Origin of the sequence: Sporosarcina obsidiansis (genome assembly GCF_009651005.1) — a bacterium.
Taxonomy (GTDB): Bacteria; Bacillota; Bacilli; order Bacillales_A; family Planococcaceae; genus Sporosarcina; species Sporosarcina obsidiansis.
Genome location: NZ_WHVW01000004.1, coordinates 35,701 through 59,624 on the forward strand (window position 1 = coordinate 35,701; position 23,924 = coordinate 59,624).

Annotated in this window: 19 protein-coding genes and 1 other annotated feature; of the genes, 18 read left to right on the plus strand and 1 reads right to left on the minus strand. The window is 43.2% G+C overall.

Annotated features, from left to right (window positions below; all coding sequences use genetic code 11):
• Nucleotides 1-38: 38 nt before the first annotated feature.
• The 14 genes from GD002_RS04845 to pyrE all read left to right on the plus strand — a co-directional run bounded on the left by GD002_RS04845 (nucleotide 39) and on the right by pyrE (nucleotide 16,815).
• Nucleotides 39-548 carry a DivIVA domain-containing protein gene (locus tag GD002_RS04845; protein WP_153731217.1) on the plus strand — a complete coding sequence of 170 codons (510 nt, stop codon included), beginning with the start codon at nucleotides 39-41 and terminating at the stop codon, nucleotides 546-548.
• A 62-nt stretch (nucleotides 549-610) separates the two neighbouring features.
• Nucleotides 611-829, plus strand: a binding site (T-box leader).
• Nucleotides 830-920: 91 nt separating this feature from the next.
• Nucleotides 921-3,680, plus strand: a complete 2,760-nt coding sequence (gene ileS, locus GD002_RS04850; protein WP_153731218.1) for an isoleucine--tRNA ligase — start codon at nucleotides 921-923, stop codon at nucleotides 3,678-3,680.
• Nucleotides 3,681-3,822: 142 nt separating this feature from the next.
• A complete protein-coding gene (gene lspA / locus GD002_RS04855; RefSeq protein ID WP_153731219.1) occupies nucleotides 3,823-4,302 on the plus strand; it encodes a signal peptidase II in 480 nt (159 codons plus the stop codon).
• Nucleotides 4,302-5,207, plus strand: a complete 906-nt coding sequence (locus tag GD002_RS04860) for an RluA family pseudouridine synthase (protein WP_153731220.1) — start codon at nucleotides 4,302-4,304, stop codon at nucleotides 5,205-5,207. The genes lspA and GD002_RS04860 overlap by 1 nt, the downstream gene beginning before the upstream one ends.
• A 226-nt stretch (nucleotides 5,208-5,433) precedes the next feature.
• Nucleotides 5,434-5,982 (plus strand): bifunctional pyr operon transcriptional regulator/uracil phosphoribosyltransferase PyrR, encoded by a 549-nt coding sequence (pyrR, locus tag GD002_RS04865; RefSeq protein WP_153731221.1) that lies wholly within the window; start codon nucleotides 5,434-5,436, stop codon nucleotides 5,980-5,982.
• A 21-nt stretch (nucleotides 5,983-6,003) separates the two neighbouring features.
• A complete protein-coding gene (locus GD002_RS04870; protein ID WP_153731222.1) occupies nucleotides 6,004-7,284 on the plus strand; it encodes a uracil-xanthine permease family protein in 1,281 nt (426 codons plus the stop codon).
• 60 nt (nucleotides 7,285-7,344) lie between these two features.
• Nucleotides 7,345-8,223 (plus strand): aspartate carbamoyltransferase catalytic subunit, encoded by an 879-nt coding sequence (locus GD002_RS04875; RefSeq protein ID WP_153731223.1) that lies wholly within the window; start codon nucleotides 7,345-7,347, stop codon nucleotides 8,221-8,223.
• 1 nt (nucleotide 8,224) lies between these two features.
• Nucleotides 8,225-9,502: a dihydroorotase gene (locus tag GD002_RS04880; RefSeq protein ID WP_153731224.1), complete on the plus strand. Its 1,278-nt coding sequence runs from the start codon at nucleotides 8,225-8,227 to the stop codon at nucleotides 9,500-9,502.
• Nucleotides 9,502-10,602 (plus strand): carbamoyl phosphate synthase small subunit, encoded by a 1,101-nt coding sequence (locus GD002_RS04885; protein ID WP_153731225.1) that lies wholly within the window; start codon nucleotides 9,502-9,504, stop codon nucleotides 10,600-10,602. The genes GD002_RS04880 and GD002_RS04885 overlap by 1 nt, the downstream gene beginning before the upstream one ends.
• Complete coding sequence (gene carB, locus GD002_RS04890) at nucleotides 10,595-13,792, plus strand: carbamoyl-phosphate synthase large subunit (RefSeq protein WP_153731226.1); 3,198 nt, start codon at nucleotides 10,595-10,597, stop codon at nucleotides 13,790-13,792. The genes GD002_RS04885 and carB overlap by 8 nt, the downstream gene beginning before the upstream one ends.
• Nucleotides 13,789-14,568: a dihydroorotate dehydrogenase electron transfer subunit gene (locus GD002_RS04895; RefSeq protein WP_153731227.1), complete on the plus strand. Its 780-nt coding sequence runs from the start codon at nucleotides 13,789-13,791 to the stop codon at nucleotides 14,566-14,568. Before carB ends, GD002_RS04895 begins: the two co-directional genes overlap by 4 nt.
• Nucleotides 14,565-15,479 (plus strand): dihydroorotate dehydrogenase, encoded by a 915-nt coding sequence (locus GD002_RS04900; RefSeq protein WP_153731228.1) that lies wholly within the window; start codon nucleotides 14,565-14,567, stop codon nucleotides 15,477-15,479. Before GD002_RS04895 ends, GD002_RS04900 begins: the two co-directional genes overlap by 4 nt.
• A complete protein-coding gene (gene pyrF, locus GD002_RS04905; RefSeq protein ID WP_153731229.1) occupies nucleotides 15,476-16,189 on the plus strand; it encodes an orotidine-5'-phosphate decarboxylase in 714 nt (237 codons plus the stop codon). Before GD002_RS04900 ends, pyrF begins: the two co-directional genes overlap by 4 nt.
• Nucleotides 16,186-16,815, plus strand: coding sequence for an orotate phosphoribosyltransferase (pyrE, locus tag GD002_RS04910; RefSeq protein WP_153731230.1), 630 nt, complete (start codon nucleotides 16,186-16,188; stop codon nucleotides 16,813-16,815). The genes pyrF and pyrE overlap by 4 nt, the downstream gene beginning before the upstream one ends.
• 264 nt (nucleotides 16,816-17,079) lie before the next feature.
• On the opposite strand, the gene GD002_RS04915 is transcribed toward pyrE, so the two are convergent.
• Entirely contained in the window at nucleotides 17,080-18,768 is a 1,689-nt protein-coding gene (locus GD002_RS04915) for an Rqc2 family fibronectin-binding protein (protein ID WP_153731231.1), read from the minus strand.
• A gap of 340 nt (nucleotides 18,769-19,108) precedes the next feature.
• Between GD002_RS04915 and gmk the strand changes: the two genes are divergently transcribed.
• The 4 genes from gmk (at nucleotide 19,109) to priA (ending at nucleotide 23,683) form a co-directional block, all read left to right on the plus strand.
• Nucleotides 19,109-19,726 (plus strand): guanylate kinase, encoded by a 618-nt coding sequence (gmk, locus tag GD002_RS04920; RefSeq protein WP_153731232.1) that lies wholly within the window; start codon nucleotides 19,109-19,111, stop codon nucleotides 19,724-19,726.
• A gap of 3 nt (nucleotides 19,727-19,729) precedes the next feature.
• The gene (gene rpoZ, locus GD002_RS04925) at nucleotides 19,730-19,954 is read left to right on the plus strand and encodes a DNA-directed RNA polymerase subunit omega (protein WP_153731233.1); all 225 of its coding nucleotides are present in this window, start codon (nucleotides 19,730-19,732) and stop codon (nucleotides 19,952-19,954) included.
• Nucleotides 19,955-20,067: 113 nt separating this feature from the next.
• The gene (gene coaBC / locus GD002_RS04930; RefSeq protein ID WP_153731234.1) at nucleotides 20,068-21,285 is read left to right on the plus strand and encodes a bifunctional phosphopantothenoylcysteine decarboxylase/phosphopantothenate--cysteine ligase CoaBC; all 1,218 of its coding nucleotides are present in this window, start codon (nucleotides 20,068-20,070) and stop codon (nucleotides 21,283-21,285) included.
• Nucleotides 21,275-23,683 (plus strand): primosomal protein N', encoded by a 2,409-nt coding sequence (priA, locus tag GD002_RS04935; RefSeq protein WP_153731235.1) that lies wholly within the window; start codon nucleotides 21,275-21,277, stop codon nucleotides 23,681-23,683. Before coaBC ends, priA begins: the two co-directional genes overlap by 11 nt.
• Nucleotides 23,684-23,924 lie beyond the last annotated feature (241 nt).

Genomic DNA, 23,924 nt, shown 5'->3' on the forward strand with positions numbered 1-23,924 from the left:
GATGCAAGATGGATCAGACGGAAAGGAGCAAGCAGTTCATGGCTTTAACCCCTGAGGATATACATAACAAAGCATTTAGCACGAAGTTCCGTGGCTATGATGAAGATGAAGTCAATGAGTTTTTAGAACAAATCATGAAAGATTATGAAAATGTGATAAAGAAAAATGAAGAGTTACAACAAATTATTTCAAATAACGAAGCGAAAATTGCTCATTTCAATACAATTGAGGATACTCTGCAGAAATCTATCCTAATTGCACAAGAAGCAGCTGAGGATGTGCGCAGAAATGCCCTGCAAGAATCCAAACTGATTGTGAAGGAATCAGAAAAGAACGCAGATCGAATTGTAAATGATGCCCTTGTTCGCGCACGAAAGATCGCATTGGAAGTAGAAGATCTGAAAAAACAATCGAAAGTTTTTAGAAGCCGCTTTAAGATGATGGTAGAAGCGCAACTTGATTTGATCAAGACAGATGATTGGGACGGATTGCTTCGTTACGAGTTGGACACAACGAACTTAGAAAGTGCTGCAGACGAGGAATCGTAAGAAGCTTGACAATTTAAATCGACATTTCTATAATGACAATTATTACGTAACAACTAATTAATGAAGTAGCGATGATGGAGAGAGTACTTTCTAACTTTTCCAATAGCGAGCCGGGGGTGGTGGAAGCCTGGTGGTGATGTAGAGACGAAAATCACTCTTGAGCTGGATTATGGATATGTACATGATCCCGGTTACACTGCCGTTACCAGTGTCTAAGCGGCAATTATGTAGAACATGATTGCAAGTAGGGTGGTACCGCGAGAATAAGCCTCGTCCCTTTTTGGGATGGGGATTTTTTTATTTTCATTTATAAATAGTAAGATGTTGGAAAAATAAAAATGTGGATTTAATTGACAAATAGGAGGAATTAAAATGGAATATAAAGATACATTGCTTATGCCGAAAACTGAGTTCCCAATGCGCGGGAATTTGCCGAATAAAGAGCCGGAAATGCAAGCGAAATGGAATGAAGAAGATATTTATCAAAAAGTTCAAGAACGTACTGCGGGTAGACCGTTTTTCGTACTACACGACGGACCTCCGTACGCAAATGGCGATTTGCACATGGGTCACGCACTCAATAAAGTGTTGAAAGATTTTATTGTACGTTATAAGTCCATGTCTGGATTCCATGCCCCATATGTTCCAGGTTGGGATACGCATGGTTTGCCAATTGAGCAAGCACTTGTCAATAAAGGCGTCGACCGCAAGAAAATGAGCATCGCTGAATTCCGTAAAATGTGTGAAGACTATGCATATGAGCAAATCAATAATCAACGTACACAATTTAAACGTTTAGGTGTGCGTGGAAATTGGGAAAACCCATATATTACGTTGAAACCTGCATTCGAAGCTCGTCAAATTCAAGTATTCGGTGAGATGGCGAAAAAAGGATATATCTATAAAGGATTAAAGCCGGTCTATTGGTCTCCATCAAGTGAATCGGCTTTAGCAGAAGCAGAAATCGAATATAAGGATAAGAAATCGCCATCTATTTATGTTAGCTTCCCGGTTCGTGATGGAAAAGGTGTATTAGCTGATGACGTGAAGTTTCTAATTTGGACGACTACACCTTGGACGATTCCTGCCAACCTTGGGATTTCAGTTCATCCTGAATTTACGTATACAGTAGTCAACGTGAATGGTGAGAAATTCCTCGTTGCAAAAGATTTAGTGGAATTTTTGGCGAAAGAGCTAGAGTGGGAAGAATATTCAGTAGAGCTTGAGTTGCCAGGTGCGGATCTTGACCGTATTGTGGCAAAGCATCCAATTTATGACCGTGATTCACTCGTTATGCTAGGTGAGCACGTAACAGCAGATGCAGGTACAGGCTGCGTTCATACCGCACCTGGCCACGGGGAGGATGACTTCTATGTTTGTAAGTCATACGGCATCGATGCATTTTCTCCAATAAATGATCGTGGTGTGATGACAGAGGAAGCCCCTTATTTTGCAGGCATGTTCTACGAGGATGCCAATAAAGCAGTAACTGAAAAGCTGACAGAAGTAGGCGCTCTTCAAAAACTGTCATTCATTACGCACTCGTACCCACATGATTGGCGGACGAAAAAACCGGTGATCTTCCGGGCGACAGCTCAATGGTTTGCTTCTATTGAATTATTTAGAAGTGACTTATTGGAAGCGATCCGTAATACGAAGTTCACGCCATCTTGGGGGGAAACGCGTCTATTCAATATGGTTCGTGATCGTGGAGACTGGTGTATTTCCCGTCAACGTGTATGGGGTGTTCCGATTCCAGTGTTTTATGCGGAAAACGGAGAGGCAATTTTGACCGATGAAACAATTAGCCATGTAGCCAAGCTATTCCGTGAGAATGGATCAAATATTTGGTTTGAGCGATCTGCTAAAGAATTATTACCTGATGGATTTACGCATGAAGGCAGTCCGAATGGGGAATTCACGAAAGAAACGGATATTATGGACGTCTGGTTTGATTCTGGAACGACACATCAAGGTGTATTAGAAGAACGAGATGACCTTGTGTATCCGGCTGATTTATATTTGGAAGGTTCTGACCAATATAGAGGATGGTTTAACTCTTCTTTGACAACGAGTGTGGCAATTAACGGAATTGCTCCATACAAAGGAATTTTAAGCCATGGCTTTACGCTTGATAAAGAAGGCCGTAAAATGAGTAAATCCCTCGGAAATGTCATTGTTCCAGCAAAAGTCATCAATCAATTAGGAGCTGACATTTTGCGACTATGGGTTGCGTCAGTGGACTACACAGCAGACGTACGAGTATCTGATTCTAACTTCAAACAAGTTTCAGAGGTCTACCGTAAAATCCGTAATACGATTCGTTTCTTACATGGGAATGTAGCAGACTTTGACCCAGCAACAAATCGTGTAGCGTTTAAAGATATGCGTCCTGTCGATCAGTATGTATATGTGAAGTTGCAGGATTTGATCCAAGATGTACGTGAAGCGTTTGATAACTATGAATTTGCTGGCGTCTACCATGCGGTGAATAACTTCTGTACGGGCGTACTTAGTTCCTTCTATTTGGATATTGCGAAGGATGTTGTATATATCGAAGGTGTTGACCATCCACATCGTCGTGCAATGCAATCGGTTATGTATGACACACTCATTACGTTAGTGAAACTCATTACACCGATTTTGCCGCATACAGCTGATGAAATGTGGAGCTACTTAGCTGTCAAAGAAGCAGATAGTGTGCAACTGACAGATATGCCGGAAGCGGATCAAAAAGGTGAAGTAGCAGACAAGCTACGTGAACGTTTTGATAACTTGATGGATATCCGTGATGATGTATTGAAGGCTTTGGAAGAAGCGCGAAATGCAAAAGTTATCGGTAAGTCCCTCGAAGCGAAAGTAACTATTGTACTTCCAGAAGAACAGCAAGGAATTCTGCAAGCTGATGACATCGACTTTGCACAATTCTTCATCGTATCTGCGTTTGAAGAAAGCAACAATGCTGAGTTGCCTAATGCACTGAAATTAGATCGTGCTACTGTATTGGTTGAACCAGCAGATGGAGAAAAATGTGAGCGCTGCTGGACAATCTCCACAACAGTCGGAGACGATTCAGAACATCCGGCATTATGTACTCGATGTGCAGCTGTTGTAAAAGAACACTTTGCGTAAGTAATCTTGATGTAAAAGCCATCATCATTCATTCGTGGATGACGATGGCTTTTACTTTTGATTTGAGAAAACTGTAAACAGTAAAAATGGATAGACTTTGTGGTAAAATGAAGTAGAGATTTGTTGGACGGAGGTAGACGTAGTGATCGTTTATTATGCAATAGCTGTGCTGATCATCGGACTTGATCAGCTAACAAAGTGGCTAGTAGTGAAACATATGGAATTGGGCGAACAAATTCCTTTACTGGATCCTTACCTTGGTTTGTTGTCACACCGTAACCGTGGTGCGGCGTGGGGGATGCTGGAAGGTAAAATGTGGTTATTTTATATTGTGACGGTTGTAGTCATCGTAGCGATCTTGTATTTTTTCCATACGGAAGGAAAGAAGGATCGACTTCTCGGAGTCAGTTTGATGCTTTTGCTTGGTGGAGCGGTAGGAAACTTTATCGACCGTCTATGGAGAAAGGAAGTCGTGGATTTTGTAGATGTGTTGATTCCTGTTATCCGTTACGATTTCCCGATATTCAATGTAGCAGACGCGGCATTAACGATCGCTGTTATTTTAATTTTATTACACGTACTACTGGATGAAAAAAAGAAAAAGAAAAATGAGGTCTCTTAATGGAAAGATTTGAATTTGAAATTACCGAAGAAACGGCTGGAAACAGAATCGACAAGGCACTCGCAATGGTACAGACAGAGTGGTCTCGGACGCAAATACAGCAATGGGTGAAGGAAGAACGTATTCAAGTGAATGACAGCTTTGTGAAACCTAACTATAAAGTGAAAACAGCGGATATCATTTCTGTAGAGCAACCAGAACCTGAAGCGTATGATATCGTAGCGGAGAAACTGAACCTTGATATTGTATATGAAGATCCTGACGTACTCGTAGTCAATAAGCCTACGGGAATGGTTGTCCATCCTGCACCTGGACATTTGACGGGTACTCTAGTAAATGGGTTAATGTATCAATGCTCTGACTTATCAGGCATCAACGGCGTGATGAGACCAGGTATTGTGCATCGGATTGACAAAGATACATCAGGTTTATTGATGGTTGCTAAAAATGATAAAGCACATGTATCGTTGGTCAATCAACTTGTAGAGAAATCCGTAACACGCGTTTATACGGCACTTGTTCATGGACATATACCACATGATAACGGAACCATTGATGCGCCAATCGGCAGAGATCAACGGGATCGTCAGAAAATGGCGGTTGTGGATAATGGTAAAAACGCAGTGACTCATTTTAAAGTGTTGGAGCGTTTTGGTGAATATACACTGGTGGAATGTCGATTGGAAACGGGCAGAACACATCAAATTCGAGTCCATATGAAATATATTGGCTATCCACTTGTTGGAGACCCTAAATATGGTCCGCGAAAAACGATCGATTTTGGCGGGCAAGTTCTTCATGCTGGAACGGTTGGCTTCCAACATCCCACAACTGATGAGTATTTGGAATTTACCGCTCCTTTGCCAGAAAATTATCAACAGTTGCTAAATGAACTACGCGCATAATAAACGTTGACAAATACAAGTACCTAGATATATACTCAACTAAGCAAATGAATAGCGATACCTTTAAAGTCAGTCCTGTGAGGCTGGGAAGGTTGCACGGAATTACATGGTGCCTTGCTGCGGCAAGGACCACTGTATGCTTTTTTCTGCACGTCTGCCCTCAGTCTACTCTGACTGGGGGCTTTTTTTATGGAGAAATGTACAAGAGAAAGGGGAAACCATCGATATGGCGGAGAAAGCAGCAATACTGGATGATCAAGCCATCACACGGGCGATCACGCGGATTGCCCATGAAATCATTGAAAAGAACAGAGGCATTGATGACTGTATATTGGTAGGAATCAAAACTAGGGGTTCCATTTTAGCTGCACGTTTAGCAGAAAAAATTGAACAAATTGAGGGAAAGCCAATCAAAAAAGGTGAATTGGATATCACGCTTTACAGAGATGATCTTCAATTAAAACATGATCAGGCAGAAGCCTTAGTACAGCAAGTGAATATTGAGCACGATGTTGCTGATCAAAAAGTGATCTTGATCGATGATGTACTGTATACAGGACGCACAGTTAGAGCAGCTTTGGATGCGGTCATGGACTTGGGACGACCTTCTTCGATTCAACTGGCCGTTCTAGTGGATAGAGGACATCGGGAGTTGCCGATTCGTCCGGATTTCGTAGGAAAGAATATCCCGACTTCTAGCGAAGAGCGAGTAGTGGTCAGTATGATCGAAACAGACGGAACAGACAGTGTAACTATCCATACGCGGACATTATAAATAGCTGGGGGAATAAAGTAGATGAGCGAAAAAGTATTAGATGTACATGAAAAACCGCAGCCGGTGCGATGGCTGGCATTGAGCCTGCAGCATATGTTTGCAATGTTCGGCGCCACGATATTAGTGCCTCAGCTAGTCGGGTTGAGCCCGGCAATCGCTTTACTGACAAGCGGTATTGCCACGTTGGTATTTATTGCAGTAACGAAGTTTCAAGTCCCGGCGTACTTAGGTTCTTCCTTCGCCTTTATTATTCCGATCCAGATTGCGACGCAGACTGGTGGAATTGGCAGTGCGATGATCGGGAGTATGTTCGTCGCATTGGTCTATGCGATCATCTCGTTACTGATCTGGAAGACAGGCTATCGCTGGATCATGAAGATCTTGCCACCAATTGTCGTTGGACCGGTTATCATGGTGATCGGACTTGCCATTGCACCGACTGCCATCAATATGGCAAGCACGATAAATGTGGATGGTCAAAATGTCTATAGCGGTCTTCATTTTTCAGCCGCACTCGTAACGCTTGCTTCTGCGGTATTCTGTCTGATGTTCTTCAAGGGAATTATTAGCCTGATGCCGGTTTTGATTGGAATCATAGTAGGTTACATTTACTCAGCTGCAATCGGTATATTGGACTTCAGCAAGGTCGTTGAAGCGAAATGGTTTGCAGTGCCGGAAATGCTCATACCAGGAATTGATTATCAATTCGTTGTGACACCTACATTGCTCATCATCATGGTGCCGATCGCAATTGTGACGATTGCTGAGCATATCGGTCATCAGCTCGTACTTGGCAAAGTGGTCGATCGTAATTACATTGATAATCCTGGTTTGCATAGATCATTGCTCGGTGACGGACTGGGTACGCTGATCAGCGGATTGGTAGGCGGTCCTCCGAAAACTACATACGGAGAAAATATCGGTGTACTAGCCATTACTCGTGTCTATAGTGTTTATGTCATTATTGGCGCAGCAGTGTTTGCGATATTCTTCTCGTTCTTAGGGAAAGTCATGGCGTTAATTGCTACCATTCCGCAAGCAGTCTTGGGCGGGATTTCCATACTGCTGTTCGGGATCATTGCATCTTCCGGATTACGGATGCTGATCGATCACCATATCGATTTCGATAATCAGCGGAACCTGGTCATTGCTTCGATCATTCTGGTAATTGGCATAGGCGGTGCAACGATTAAATTCAGTCCTACATTCGAAGTAGGCGGTATGGCATTAGCGGCGATTGTCGGGGTTGTACTGAACTTAGTATTGCCAGGTAGGAAAGACGATACATTAATGGACGAATAATAATAGACATAACGAATTACTTGCAGAACATGCCTGCACTTCATGAGGGAGGAACGTCCAATGGAACATTTAGTTTCAATGAAAGATCTAACAGTGGAAGAAATCATGCTTATATTGGAGCGGGCAGCCATTTTCAAACGGCTGGGCTTCCGTGAACTGCCAGGGACTTATACTGTATGCAATCTGTTTTTCGAGCCGAGCACGAGAACGAAAACGAGTTTTGAAATGGCGGAACGAAAAGTAGGGGCGCAGATCATTCCCTTTGAAACAAGTTTCTCCAGTACATTAAAGGGCGAGACATTATATGATACGATCCGAACGTTGGAAGCAATTGGCTTAGACGCATTGGTCATTCGTCACCCTTCAGATGGTTTTTATGAAGAATTGATCGGTCGGACGAACGTAGCGATCATTAATGCGGGTGACGGATCAGGCCAGCATCCGACGCAGTCCCTATTGGATCTGTTTACGATACAGGAAGAGTTCGGTGGTTTTGAAGGGTTGAAAGTTCTCATTGCAGGAGACATCGCGCATAGCCGAGTTGCCCGTTCTAATGCAGAAGCTTTACGGAAACTAGGTGCTGAGGTCACATTCCTCTGTCCGCCGGAATGGGCAGGAGAATTCGATAGTGTAGACAACTGGGATGAAGTCATCGAAATAAGCGATGTCGTCATGCTTCTCCGTGTGCAGCATGAACGCCATAATACAGAAATGGCCTATACGAAAACGGCCTATCATGAGCAGTTCGGTTTGACGGAAGAACGAGCGAGAAGAATGAAGAAAGAAGCGATTATCATGCATCCAGCACCAGTAAACCGGGATGTGGAAATTGCAGATAGCTTAATTGAAAGCCCGCAATCTCGTATTTTTAAACAAGTCGAAAATGGAGTTTATATTCGGGCGGCTGTTTTGGAACTAATTTTGAAGGGGCGGAAGTAATATGAAAACTTTAATTCAAAATGTACAGATGTTAAACGAAGAAGGCAACCTTGTCCAAACAGATGTGAAAATTTCTGAAGGGAAAATTGCTGAGATCGGCAGCCAGTTAACAGCAGACGGCTTTGAAGTCATTGATGGAAAAGGCCTGTTGCTATCGCCAGGTCTGATTGATGTGCACGTTCACTTGAGAGAACCGGGTGGTGAACATAAAGAGACGATTGAGACAGGAACACACGCTGCAGCAAAAGGCGGGTACACGACAATCTGTGCGATGCCGAATACACGCCCTGTGCCTGATACGAAAGAAAATCTTGATAAGATTAATCAGTTAATAGAAGAAAACGCGAAGATTCGTGTGCTGCCATATGCATCTATTACGATCCGGGAAGCTGGAAAAGAGCGAACGAATTTGGCAGAGTTGAAAGAACACGGAGCATTTGCTTTTACGGATGACGGGGTAGGTGTCCAAGAAGCAGGTATGATGTATGAAGCGATGCAAGATGCAGCGGCTATTCAAATGCCAATTGTAGCTCATTGTGAAGACAATACATTGATTTATGGTGGTGCCATGCATGAAGGAACGCGCAATAAGGAACTTGGATTGCCAGGTATCCCTTCAATCGCTGAATCAGTACATATTGCGAGAGATATTTTATTAGCAGAGGCTGCAGGTGCACATTACCATGTATGCCACGTGAGTACGAAAGAATCTGTACGGACAATCCGCGATGCAAAAAAAGCAGGTATCCATGTAACGGGTGAAGTGAGCCCGCATCACTTGTTGTTAACGGAAAATGATATTCCAGGTGATGATGCAGATTGGAAGATGAATCCTCCTTTGCGTTCTGAAGAAGACCGTGAAGCATTACGTCAAGGTCTATTGGATGGTACATTGGATTGTATCGCAACAGATCATGCACCACATACGGCAGAAGAGAAATCTGCTGGGATTGCAAAAGCGCCATTCGGTATTACTGGATTTGAAACGGCATTTCCTTTATTGTATACACACTTCGTCAAGCCTGGTCATTGGACGCTAAAACAATTGGTAGACTGGATGACAAGTAAACCAGCTGAAGTGTTCGGTTTGCCTTATGGGAAAATTGAAGTGGGTGCAGCAGCGGATCTCGTTTTAATTGATTTAGAAAAAGAGCAAAAAATCGATCGCACTACTTTTGTATCTAAAGGAAAAAACACACCATTTGACGGCTGGAATTGCACGGGCTGGCCTGTAATGACAATTTTCGGTGGAAACATCGTTTGGAAGGATGGTCAATAATGAAAAAACGATATTTAGTATTAGAAGATGGTTCAATTTTTGAAGGAACGGCATTTGGAGCAGACAGCGCTTCGGTAGGTGAAGCGGTGTTTGCAACAGGAATGACGGGTTATCAAGAAACTATTTCCAACCCTTCAGGCTGTGGACAAATTGTCGTCATGACGTATCCGTTGATTGGTAATTATGGTATTAATCGAGATGATTACGAATCAATCGACCTTGCCATTAATGGCTTAGTCGTCAGAGAATTGACAGAGGAACCTTCAAACTTCCGCAGCGGCATGACTTTAGGGGACCTTCTTACATTGAAAGGTATTCCGGGTATCCAAGAAATTGATACGAGAAAATTGACTCGTCTTTTACGCGATAAGGGTGCATTGAAAGGGAAATTAACAGCTGCTGGAGAAGATATCAATGTCAATGAAGTCCTAGCAGAAGTACAAAACTATGACTTGCCAACGGATTTAGTAGCAAAAGTTTCAACCAAACGTCCATATCCAAGCCCTGGTTTAGGAAAGCGCGTGGTTGTCATTGATTACGGTATTAAACACGGTATTTTACGCGAACTAAATAAAAAGGATTGCGATGTCATCGTCGTACCTTATGACATATCTGCTAAAGAAATTTTGGCATTGTTCCCGGATGGAATTTTATTGTCCAACGGCCCTGGAAATCCAGAAGATGTCGAAGGGGCAGTCGAGACCATTAAAGAATTGCTTGGCAAGAAGCCGATCTTCGGTATAGGTCTAGGACATCAGTTGTTTGCACTCGCTTGTGGAGCAAAGACAGCTAAAATGAAAAATAGTCATATTGGAGGTAACTATCCAGTAAAAGACTTGGTGACAAACCGTACGGATCTAACTTCACAAAGCCATGGCTATGAAGTGCTAGAAGATTCTTTAGAGGGTACTGGTCTTAAAGTTACACACAAAGCATTAAATGATGGTGGTGTCGAAGGGGTTAGCAGTGAGCAATATGAAGCTTTTTCTGTACAGTTCCATCCAGAAGCATCACCCGGACCACAAGATGCAAGCTACTTATTTGATCGTTTCATTCAACAAATGACAGCAAGCAATCGAAAGGAGAATACCAATGCCTAAACGTACAGATATCAAATCCATTCTCGTCATCGGCTCAGGTCCGATTGTCATCGGCCAAGCTGCAGAATTCGACTACGCAGGTACACAAGCGTGTCTTTCCCTAAAAGAAGAAGGCTACCGAGTCATCTTGATCAACTCCAATCCTGCAACGATCATGACGGATACAGAAATTGCAGATAAAGTATATATCGAGCCCATCACGCTAGAGTTTGTCAGCCGCATTATCCGTAAAGAACGTCCGGATGCTCTATTGCCTACATTAGGTGGACAAACAGGTCTGAATATGGCGATTGAGTTACAAGAATCAGGAATTTTAGATGAACTAGAAATTGAAATTCTAGGGACGAAACTAGATGCGATTCATAAAGCAGAAGATCGTGATTTATTCCGTACATTGATGAATGAAATGGGAGAACCAGTTCCAGAAAGTGATATTATCCATAACTTGGAAGAAGCTTATGCTTTCGTCAAACAAATTGGTTATCCTGTCATTGTACGTCCGGCATTTACACTCGGCGGAACAGGTGGCGGAATTTGTCATAATGATGAGGACCTGGAAGAGATCGTAACGAGCGGTTTGAAGTATAGTCCAGTCACGCAATGTTTACTTGAAAAATCCATTGCTGGTTTTAAAGAAATTGAATATGAAGTAATGCGTGACTCCGCTGACAATGCGATTGTTGTCTGTAATATGGAGAATGTCGATGCAGTTGGTATCCATACGGGCGATTCTATCGTGGCGGCACCATGCCAAACATTGACGGACCGCGAAAATCAAATGTTACGTAACGTTTCCCTACGAATTATCCGTGCCTTGAAAATCGAAGGCGGCTGTAACGTTCAGCTAGCACTCGATCCATATAGTTTTGATTACTATATTATTGAAGTGAACCCGCGAGTGAGTCGTTCTTCTGCACTCGCATCAAAAGCGACGGGTTATCCGATTGCGAAGCTCGCTGCGAAAATTGCTGTTGGTTTAACACTGGATGAAATGATGAACCCTGTGACGGGCAATACGTATGCGTGCTTCGAGCCAACATTAGATTATGTTGTAACGAAAATCCCGCGTTGGCCTTTCGATAAATTCGAATCAGCGAAGCGTAATCTAGGTACACAAATGAAAGCAACAGGCGAAGTAATGGCAATGGGTCGTACGTTCGAAGAGTCCATTCTAAAAGCCGTTCGTTCACTAGAAACAGGTCAATTTGACTTGTCACTTCCAGGTGGAGCGGAGATGACAGATGAATGGATTGAAAAGCGTATTCGAAAAGCGGGCGATGAGCGTTTGTTCTTCATCGGTGAAGCATTACGACGTGGTGTGACGATTGAGACTCTAAATGAATGGAGTGCCATCGACTTATTCTTCTTGCGTAAGTTTGAAAATATTGTACGTTACGAGGAATTGTTGAAAAATAATCCATTTGATCATGAAGTTGCTTATAAATCGAAGCGTCTAGGTTTTGCTGACATCACAATCGCAAAATTATGGAACACAACTGAGCGTGAAGTATATGAGTGGAGAAAAGAGCGAGAGTTGATTCCGGTCTACAAAAAAGTAGATACATGTGCAGGAGAGTATGAGTCAGATACACCATATTTCTACGGCACATATGAAGATGAAAACGAATCTGTCAGAACAGATAAAAAGAGTGTGGTCGTCTTAGGTTCAGGCCCAATCCGTATTGGACAAGGCGTGGAGTTCGACTATGCGACGGTACACTGTGTATGGGCGATTCAAGAAGCGGGTTATGAAGCGATTATCATTAACAACAACCCTGAAACGGTTTCGACGGACTTCTCGATCTCAGATAAGCTTTATTTCGAACCATTGACGATTGAAGATGTTATGCACATCATTGATTTAGAGCAACCAGAAGGCGTTATCGTTCAATTTGGCGGACAAACTGCGATTAACTTAGCGGCCGGATTGGAAGCTCGCGGTGTCAAAATCCTTGGAACTTCATTAGAGGATATCGATCGTGCAGAAAATCGTGATAAATTTGAGCGAGCACTTCATGAAATTGGCGTACCTCAGCCTCTTGGTAAAACAGCATTATCTGTTTCAGAGGCAGTAGTGATCGCCAATGAAATCGGCTACCCAGTTCTTGTACGTCCGTCCTATGTATTAGGTGGTCGTGCGATGGAAATTGTCTATCATGAACAAGAGTTGTTGCAATACATGGAAAATGCGGTGAAAGCAAGTCCAGAGCATCCAGTACTCATTGACCGATATTTGACTGGTACTGAAATTGAAGTGGATGCGATTTGTGATGGAGAAACGGTATTGATCCCGGGCATCATGGAACATATTGAACGTGCAGGCGTACACTCCGGTGACTCCATTGCGGTCTATCCTCCACAAAATCTTTCACAATCCATGATCGAAACGATTGCGGATTATACGAAACGTTTAGCTCTAGGCTTGAATATTAGAGGTTTGCTCAATATTCAGTTCGTCATTTCGGAAGGACAAGTATATGTGATAGAAGTGAATCCGCGTTCGAGCCGGACGGTGCCATTCCTAAGTAAAATCACGAATATTCCAATGGCGAATGTCGCGACTCAGTCGATTTTAGGTAAATCAATCGCTACACAAGGTTATGGAGATGGGCTTGCAGAAGCACCTGAAGGCGTGTATGTAAAAGTACCTGTATTCTCCTTCGCAAAACTGCGTCGCGTAGATATTACACTCGGACCTGAAATGAAATCGACAGGTGAGGTAATGGGGAAAGACAGTACGCTAGAGAAAGCACTTTATAAAGGCTTAGTCGCTGCGGGCATGGAAGTGAAGGAATACGGCTCTGTTTTAATGACTGTTTCTGATAAAGATAAGGAAGAAATTATCGAGATCGCAAAACGTTTTGTCGAAATCGGATACCGCATCTTAGCAACAGAAGGAACAGCTAAAGCACTAGAACAAGCAGAGGTTCAAGTGAAAACAGTTGGTAAGATTGGAACGGAAGGCCCGACGTTAATAGACGTCATTCAAAAAGGTCAAGCACAGCTAGTGATTAATACACTGACTAAAGGAAAACAGCCTGCCCGTGATGGCTTCAGAATCCGTCGTGAGTCCGTAGAAAATGGAGTGCCTTGCTTCACTTCTATCGACACAGCAGACGCGATGTTATCTGTTATTGAGTCTATGACATTCCAAACAGACGCGATGCCAAAGCAGAAGGTGATAAAATGATCATCCAAGATGTGATGACCGTGGAATCACAGCAGCAAATCGCTAAAAATATTTTTGAAATGAAACTCACTGGAAAGCTGGTCGGAGAAATTACTTCTCCGGGCCAGTTTGTCCATGTCCGGGTCTCGGATTCATTTGAACCGTTATTGCGTCGTCCAATTTCTATAGCGGAAATCAATACAGATAAAAGCGAAATGACGATCATCTATCGAGCAGAAGGACGCGGTACAGAACTACTTTCTCAAAAGCGAGAAGGAGACGTAGTGAATGTATTGGGACCTCTTGGTAATGGATTTCCCGTTGAAGAGACAGCTTCTGGTCAAACCGCTATGTTGATCGGTGGGGGAATAGGTGTACCGCCACTATATGAATTGTCCAAGCAGTTGACAGCAAAAGGTGTCAACTGTATCCATATTTTGGGCTTTCAATCAGATGATGTAGTATTTTATGAAGAGCAATTTTCCGCACTCGGTGATACGTACATTGCCACAGTAGACGGAAGCAATGGTACGGAAGGTTTCGTCACAAATGTAATGGGGGAACTTTCCGATGAATTTGAAACGTTTTATAGTTGTGGACCTATGCCAATGCTGAATGCAGTCCAAAAAGCGTATGCTCACAAAAAAGGGTATTTATCATTTGAAGAACGTATGGGCTGCGGAATCGGCGCTTGTTTTGCATGTGTTTGTCATACGAATGAAAATGCAACAGACAAAGCATATGTCAAAGTATGCTCAGATGGTCCAGTATTTCCAGCAGGGGTGGTGCAACTATGAATAGATTAGCGATAACATTACCTGGCTTGGAATTAAAAAATCCCATTATGCCCGCATCCGGTTGTTTCGGTTTCGGAAAAGAGTACGGCAATTTGTATGACCTCTCTCAGTTGGGTGCGATCATGATCAAAGCAACGACGCTTGAGACTCGGTACGGAAATCCCACACCTCGGGTTGCAGAAACGTCTTCTGGTATGTTGAATGCAATTGGTTTACAAAACCCAGGTCTGCAAGGAGTTTTGCAGAATGAATTGCCGTGGCTTGAAAAATTCGATGTACCGATTATCGCAAATGTTGCAGGTTCTGAAACAGAGGATTATGTAGAAGTGGCCAAGGAGATATCAAAAGCTCCAAACGTTCATGCATTAGAATTGAATATATCTTGCCCAAATGTTAAATGTGGTGGCATTGCGTTCGGTACAGATCCAATCGTAGCGAAGGAATTAACGGCCGCAGTAAAAGCGGTATCTTCTGTACCGGTTTATGTGAAGTTATCACCAAACGTAGCTGACATTAAGTCCATGGCAATTGCAGTAGAAGCAGGTGGAGCGGACGGCATTACGATGATCAATACACTGGTTGGTATGCGTTTGGATGAAAAAACAGGAAGACCAGTGATTGCGAATAAGACAGGTGGCTTGTCAGGTCCAGCGGTTAAGCCTGTAGCGATCCGCATGGTGTATGAAGTGAGTCAAGTCGTCAATATTCCAATCATTGGAATGGGTGGTGTCACGTGTGTGCAAGACGTAATCGACTTTTTATCTGCTGGTGCAAGTGCAGTGGCGGTCGGGACAGCAAATTTTGTAGACCCATTTGTTTGTCCAACCATTATTGAGCAGCTTCCAACGAAACTCGATGAGCTGCATGTAGACCATATCTCAGAATTGATCGGAAGGAGTCATCGCGTATGAACAACTCCCCAATTATCGCGTTAGATTTTAATTCAGCTGACAAAACATTTGAGTTCCTTAACGCATTCGATCAGTCGGTCAATGTAAAAGTAGGAATGGAGTTATATTATAAAGAAGGACCTGCGATGATCGCTCGATTAAAAGAAGAGGGATACTCTATCTTTTTAGATTTGAAATTGCATGATATTCCAAATACCGTGAAATCCGCAATGAAAGTCTTGGCTTCATTAGAAGTGGATATGGTTAATGTACACGCAGCTGGCGGCAAAACGATGATGGAAGCAGCACTCGAAGGCTTAGAATCAGGTACACCTACAGGGAGAAAACGACCGGCACTGATCGCAGTGACGCAGCTGACGTCCACTGATGATCGTCAAGTACGGGAAGAACAGCTGATTAGCGTACCACTTCACGAGTCAGTAGCGCATTATGCAAAACTCGCTGCATCTGCTCACTTGGATGGCGTCGTATGTTCTGTACAAGAAGCGAAAGCGATTCAGGAAATCTGCGGTAAAGATTTCTTTAAAGTGACACCAGGTATTCGTTTGGCACAAGGTGATGTACACGATCAAAAACGGGTAGCGACACCAGCAAAGGCTTGGCAAGAAGGATCAACGCATATTGTTGTCGGACGTGCAATTACGGGTGCCGAAAATCCGCGCGAAGCCTATGAAAAAGTGAATACACTATGGAAGGGGATCACTCCATGACTAGAGAAAAACAAGTAGCTCAAATTTTATTACATGTCGGAGCAGTTGCTTTGAATCCCAAAGAACCATTTACATGGGCATCAGGTATTCAATCGCCAATCTACTGCGATAATCGCTTAACGATGGCAGATCCAGTAGGACGAAAAGAAATTGCAGAAGGTCTTGCGGAGTTAATTCGAGTTCATTATCCTGAAACGACTGTGATTGCGGGAACGGCAACAGCAGGTATTCCGCATGCAGCATGGGTGGCGGATATTTTGAAATTGCCGATGGTTTACATTCGTTCCTCAGCAAAAGCGCATGGCAAAAGTCGTCAAATCGAAGGTAAGATCGAACCGAATGCAAAAGCAGTGATCATTGAAGATCTGATCTCAACAGGCGGCAGTAGCTTGAACGCAGCGAACGCTTTGCTGGCTGAAGACGTAGAAGTGAGCGGCATCGTCTCTATTTTCACATATGAACTTCAAAAAGCAGATGAAAAGTTCGCAGAAGCTAACCTTTCTTACCATAGCTTGACAAACTTCGCTGCCTTGACAGAAGTGGCTAAAGAAGACGGGGCAATTCAGGAAGAGTCTATGAATGAATTGATGGAATGGCATACGAAATTGAAGCAAGGTACATTATAAGAGAAAGGTTCCCGTCATATGACAGGAACCTTTTTTGTAGATAAAAGAGGGGAAATACGACAAATAAGATATTAGTGAATGATCCAGGTTAGCTCACTAACTTCAAAAATATGCTAGTGAATCGGAGTGGAAGGCGGCGACTCGGGGAGGATCAGCCCGACTGGTGAGACAACTTAAGGAGCTTGCGACTAGTTGGCTCACCGCGGGCCCTCCCGAACGCGTCCGCCTGGAACGCAGAGTAACGGTATCTTGCCCACTTCCATCTTATTTCCGAAGTTTTCGCACTAAATCCTCATCTGGTGTAACAAACACGGTCTTTTGCTCAAAATAAATAACGAACCCAGGTTTTGCACCAGAAGGCTTTTTCACATGCCGAATTTCCGTAAAGTCCACTGGCACGGATGAAGATTCACGTGCTTTACTGAAATAAGCAGATAGTGTGGCGGCTTCTGCAATGGTTTCCTCATCAGGATTAGCATCATGGATGACTACGTGAGAACCAGGTATGTCTTTTGTGTGTAACCAGACATGGTCTCGTGCTGCTAATTTAAACGTCAAATAATCATTTTGCTTATTATTTTTTCCAACCGAGATCGCGATTCCTGTTGAAGAAACAAAAGCTTCCGGTGCAGGCTTCTTTGGTTTGGCCTTCTTTTTGCTTCTACGAGCACGCATAAATCCAAGTTCGACCAATTCTTCACGTATTTCTTCTATATCAATTGGGGAAGCTTGGTATACTTGCTGTCGCACCATCTCGAAATATTCGATATCATCTTTTGTTTTTTCTAGTTGCTCCGCAATTCGGACAAGTGCCGTTTTAGCTTTTGTGTAACGAGAAAAATATTGTTGCGCGTTATCGATCGGTGTTTTTCGCGGATCAAGCGGAATGGTGACAGTCGACCCTTGCTCATAATAATTTTCTACCGTCACTTCATTATCGCCTTTTTGCAATAAGTAGTTATTCGCTGTCAATAATTCACCGTACAGCTTTAACGTATCTAAATTCTGAGCTGTTTGTTGCTCCTTTTGCAGTTTTTTCGTTTTATTTTCTAACTTAGAGATTTCATTGGATAACCAGCGTTCCAAATCAATCGCCTGTGATTTGACTCGTTCTCGTTCGGCTCTTGCAAAATAAACTTTGTCGAGCAAATCAGCTAATGTGAAAAATGTTTGAGATGTCCCAGGTGCATGCGTCAATTCCACTGCAGAAAATAGCGTTTTCCGATCGTTTTCTACAACTGTAGGTTTCATTGAATCAATGGTGAAACTGTGTAAGAAAGACTCCCAAACACTATAAGGGTTCGCATCATTTTGCTGCAAACGATACAGCAGCTCAGCAGCCGTCAAAGGAGAAAAGCCTGCGAATTGCTGAACCAGATTTTTCGGTTCATGCACAGTTGGTAAGAAATTCATGAAATCCTCTTTTGACACTTGAAAAGGATCCAATTTATCCTGTGGAGGTGCTGGTATATAAGGCTGTCCAGGTAAAATCGTCCGATAACTGTTCACGGAAGGTGGCAAATGCTTCATGCTATCAATAATGAGATCACGTGTTGCATCCAGCAAAATCAAATTACTGTGTCTGCCCATAATTTCAATAACTAGCTTCCGCTCAATCTGATCACCTAGCTCATTTCGAGCTTGTACCTGAATCACCACAATTCGATCTGTCTCTTGTTGCTCAATAGATGTAATCACACCGCCCTCCAACTGTTTGCGCAACACCATACAAAACAAAGGCGGCTCAGAAGGATTAGTCAGCACTTCATTCGTCAATTGCAGCCTCGCAAATGAAGGATGAAGAGACACTAATAATTTATGATTCTTGTTATTTGCTCGTATCTGAAAAATAATTTCCTGAGAATTCGGCTGGTGGATTTTAGAAATCCGGCCAGTCTTCAATTGCTGCAACTCGCTCACAATTGCTTTCGTAAATAAACCATCAAATGCCATACGGATTCCTCTTTCATTTCGTTTTGTTCCATTTTAGCACTCATCGTATGATTATGGTATAATATGAACAGATTGCATGCATGGGCCAGTTCGGTTAACTATACAAATCAACGACATATTATTCGATTATAGAATTTTACTGTTCTGTAAGTTGGAGCGTATCTAGTTGATTGGAGTGGAGGGTGGCGACTCCTGCGGGATTAGCTCACCGCGAGCCCCGCGGAAAGCGTCCGCCCGCAACGGAAATCAACGGTATAAGTACTGTACACTCTATACAAGTTGTCTAATTGACTAGGGCTAGGCATGCCGTGTAAATGAATACATAACAAAGAGGGATTACATGTACAAACATCGAGGACTCCTAATCGTCCTTTCTGGTCCATCCGGAGTAGGAAAGGGAACCGTTCGTAAAGAACTCTTCTCCAGTCCGGACACCAATTATGAATACTCCATCTCCATGACGACGAGAAATCCACGCGAAGGCGAAGTGGACGGCGTCGATTATTTCTTCAGATCAAGAGAAGTATTTGAAGAAATGATTCAAGAAGGCAAACTTCTCGAGTACGCAGAATACGTAGGAAACTACTACGGCACACCGCTTGACTACGTCAATCAAACACTCGACGCAGGCCGCGACGTGTTTCTTGAAATTGAAGTAGTTGGAGCCGCACAAGTCCGCGAAAAAGTACCAAATGGCCTGTTTATCTTTTTAGCACCTCCAAGTTTAAGTGACTTAGAAACTCGTTTGATCGGAAGAGGTACAGAAGCATCTGATATCATTGCAGATCGTGTACTCAAAGCACGAGAAGAACTCGAAATGATGCACTTGTATGATTATGTAGTAGAAAATGACGAGGTCTCCAAAGCATGTGATCGAGTCAATGCTATTGTTACAGCAGAGCATTGCCGAAGAGAACGTGTGGAAAAGAGATACTTACAAATGTTGGAGGGAGAATAAACGATGCTATATCCATCAGTTGATTCATTAAAAGGGAAAGTTGATTCTAAATACACATTGGTTACATTGGCTGCCAAACGTGCGCGTGAACTACAGGAGAAAGAGAACGAATTGTTACATTCATATCGTTCCGAAAAAAGCGTAGGAAGAGCGCTAGAAGAAGTAGCTGCTGGTGTATTGATCAACCAACAGGCAGATGAATCAATCATTTACGAAGACGAAGTATAACTGAATTTAGGCGAGGAAAACCCTGGCTGAATAGAGTGAATAAAAAACGACTCCCTTGGAATTCAACCGTTCTCAGGGAGTTTGTTATTTTTTGAAAGGAGTAGGGACCCCCTATGATAGAAAATAAAAACATTTTGCTTTGTGTGACAGGTGGAATTGCTGTCTATAAAGCAGTAGCGCTAGTTAGTAAGTTATCGCAAGCAGGAGCTACTGTGAAAGTGGTCATGACTGATTCTGCTAAGGAATTTGTGCAACCACTATCATTTCAAGTAATGTCTAAAAATGATGTCTACTTCGATACATTTGACGAAAAAGACTCCCGTGTGATTGCGCATATCGATTTAGCAGATTGGGCGGATTTGGTTGTAGTAGCTCCTGCAACGGCTAATGTCATTGGGAAGCTGGCAAACGGAATTGCAGATGATATGGTCACTACGATCTTGCTAGCTACCGAGGCTGATGTCTGGATTGCGCCTGCTATGAATGTACATATGTATTCCCATCCAGCTGTTGTAAGAAATATCGAGCGACTTTATTTAGATGGCTATCGCTTTATCGAACCGTCAGAAGGATTTTTGGCGTGTGGTTATGTAGGCAAAGGTCGTTTGGAAGAACCTGAGCGGATTACCGAACTAGTTTGTCAATATTTTAATGAAATGAACGATCAACCATTAAAAGGTAAAAAAGTAGTGATCACTGCGGGGCCGACACGTGAACGAATCGATCCGGTACGCTACATTTCTAATTTCTCAAGTGGCAAAATGGGCTACGCAATGGCAGCAGCTGCTCAAAAACTAGGGGCAGAAACGGTGCTCATTTCGGGTCCTGTTGAATTGCCGATCCCTACAGGCGTACAAATCATTCGTGTCGAGAGTGCTGCTGAAATGTATGATGCGATGCTCAGTCAGTATGATGATGCAAATATCGTCGTGAAATCTGCTGCAGTTGCAGATTATCGTCCTAAATCAGTTCATGCCCAGAAAATGAAGAAAAAAGAAGGCGACGACGTGCTGGAGCTAGAGCGTACAACGGATATCCTGAAATCGTTAGGAAAGCGTAAAGAACAGCAATTATTGATTGGATTTGCGGCTGAAACGATGGATGTCATTGCTTATGGAGAAAAGAAATTAGAATCTAAAAATTTGGATTATATTATTGTGAATGACGTGACGGATCCAAGTGGTGGATTCGGCAGTGATACGAATGTCGTGACGTTGCTTTCAAGAGAGGGCGAGGCCATTCCATTTTCTGCTATGCCTAAGGAACAATTAGCGACTTGTTTATTTGAAACGATTCTTCAACAAGAAAGCAGTAAGCTACATGATCGCTGAAGTCATCGTCGATGTGGCTGCTTATCCGATTGACCGTCCATTTGACTATGCAGTTCCAGTAGAATGGGAAAGCGTGATGGAGCCAGGAGTGAGAGTGAAAGTGCCGTTTGGTCCTCGCAAGGTCATTGGATATGTAACAGGGATTAAAACGGAAAGCGAACTGGAATCTGACAAGATCAAGCCAGTATTGGAGATACTAGATTTAGAGCCAGTTTTGTCAGCGGAATTGTTAGAATTGTCACGATGGATGGCAGCAGAAACAATTGCTTACGAAATAGATGCGCTACAAGTAATGCTACCGGCAGCCATGCGGGCGAAGTATGAGAAAATTATGCGCGTGATTAAATTGGAGCAGTTGGATGAAGCATTCCGAAAATTTTTAGGGAATCGCGAACAAGTGACATTGAAGCAGCTACAAGATGCGGGATTATTGAGCGGAGCAAAGAAATACAGTAAAGAGGGAATCGTCCAAATTGATACAGCCGTTCAACAGAAAACGAAGATGAAAAAAGTACGGATGATTCATATTCCTGATACGGAGCATTTGGAAGCGGCTTTGGCGGATACACATCCGAATGCGAAGAAACAAGCTGAATTATTACGCTGGTTGATTCTTCATCCTTCCAGCTCTTTAGAAGCTAGTGAAATTCTAAATCAATCAGGTGTGAATGCTAGCGTATTAAAAACGTTGCTCGATAAACAAATCATCGAACAGTCGCAGGTAGAAGTGTATCGTGAGCTCGATGCACCTAAAATGCGAGATAACGGTAAGCCTGAACAGCTAACAGACGAGCAACAAGTGGCATTGGCAGCGATTGAACAAGCTAGTGACCGTCAGCAGGCCGAAACGTTTTTGCTGCACGGTGTAACCGGTAGCGGGAAGACGGAAATCTATTTGCAGGCAATTGATCATGTATTGAAACAAGGGAAAGAAGCCATTGTCCTGGTACCTGAAATTTCATTGACTCCGCAAATGACCGCAAGATTTAAAGCGAGGTTCGGTGAATTGGTAGCTGTGTTGCATAGCGGATTGTCCTCTGGTGAAAAATATGATGAATGGCGGCGTATTCATCGTGGGGAAGTAAAAGTGGCCATTGGTGCGCGCTCTGCTGTATTTGCTCCATTTACCAATTTAGGTCTGCTCATTTTAGATGAAGAGCATGAAGCCACTTATAAGCAAGAAGAATCTCCACGGTATCACGCTCGGGATGTAGCCATTTGGCGTGCTGAGTATCATCAATGTCCAGTCATATTAGGAAGTGCCACCCCTTCTTTAGAATCCTATGCTCGAGCTACGAAAGATGTCTATACGTTATTAACGTTAACTAAACGTGCAAAACAGCAGGCGTTACCGAGCGTCCAGATTATTGATATGCGTGAGGAATTGAAGGCGGGAAACCGTTCGATGTTTTCCTTAGGATTGGCAGAAGCGATGCGTGAACGCCTGGAACGTAAAGAACAAATCGTTCTACTACTGAATAAAAGGGGATTCTCTAGTTTTGTGTTGTGTCGTGATTGCGGTACGGTAGTAGAATGCCCGAATTGCGATATTTCATTGACCTATCATCGATCTACTGAAAGTCTGAAATGTCATTATTGTGGCCATGAGCAACCTGTGCCGCTAGAATGTCCGGAATGCACGAGTGAGCATATACGTTTTTTCGGAACGGGTACGCAAAAAGCGCAAGAAGAACTGGCTAAGATTGTACCGGAAGCACGAGTGATTCGGATGGATGTGGATACTACGAGGACAAAAGGAGCCCATGAGCGATTATTATATGATTTCGGAGAAGGAAAAGCGGATATATTACTTGGCACGCAAATGATTGCGAAAGGGCTGGATTTTCCTCGGATTACGCTTGTTGGTGTACTGGCTGCCGATACATCACTCCATTTAGCTGATTTTCGAGCGGCAGAAAAAACGTTTCAGCTGCTCACACAAGTTAGCGGTAGAGCGGGGCGGGATCAGTTGCCTGGTGAAGTTTATATTCAAACGTATGACCCGGAGCATTATGCGATTGAGTTATCGAAAACTCAGGAATTTGAGCCGTTTTACGAGTTGGAGCTAGCAAGGAGAAGACAGCTTGGTTATCCGCCATATTATTATGTAACGGTTGTGCATTTTAGCCATGAAGATGTATTGAAAGCTGCTGATTATGCGCAGAAAGGTACGAGTTTCATGGCAGAACGACTGTCTCCTTCTTCTTTCATAATCGGACCGACAGCAGCTGCGATAAGCCGTCTCAACAATAGATATCGTTATCAATGTTTGGTAAAATACAAACAAGAACCAGCGCTCATACCCGTATTGCAGCAGTTGCTGAAACATTATAAAACGAACTGGGCAAAAGATGGCCTAGTCATGTCCATCAACCGTGAGCCTACTGCGATTTTTTAAACTTATTCAATACTAATATAAACATACGACAGGTAAATAGCGCAGGGATTTCCGTTCCAGGTGGACACTTTCCTAGGGCGAGGCTGAGCCGCTTCCTCCGCTGCGCTACGTCCAGGGTCTCAGCTGTCTCGCTATTCCCGCAGGAGTCACCGCCTGAAACGGAAATCCTTTAGTTACAGTTTTATAAGTAGGATTGGAGCGAGAGCTGTCACGAAGAACGGCTTTTGCGAGTAAAGCGAAG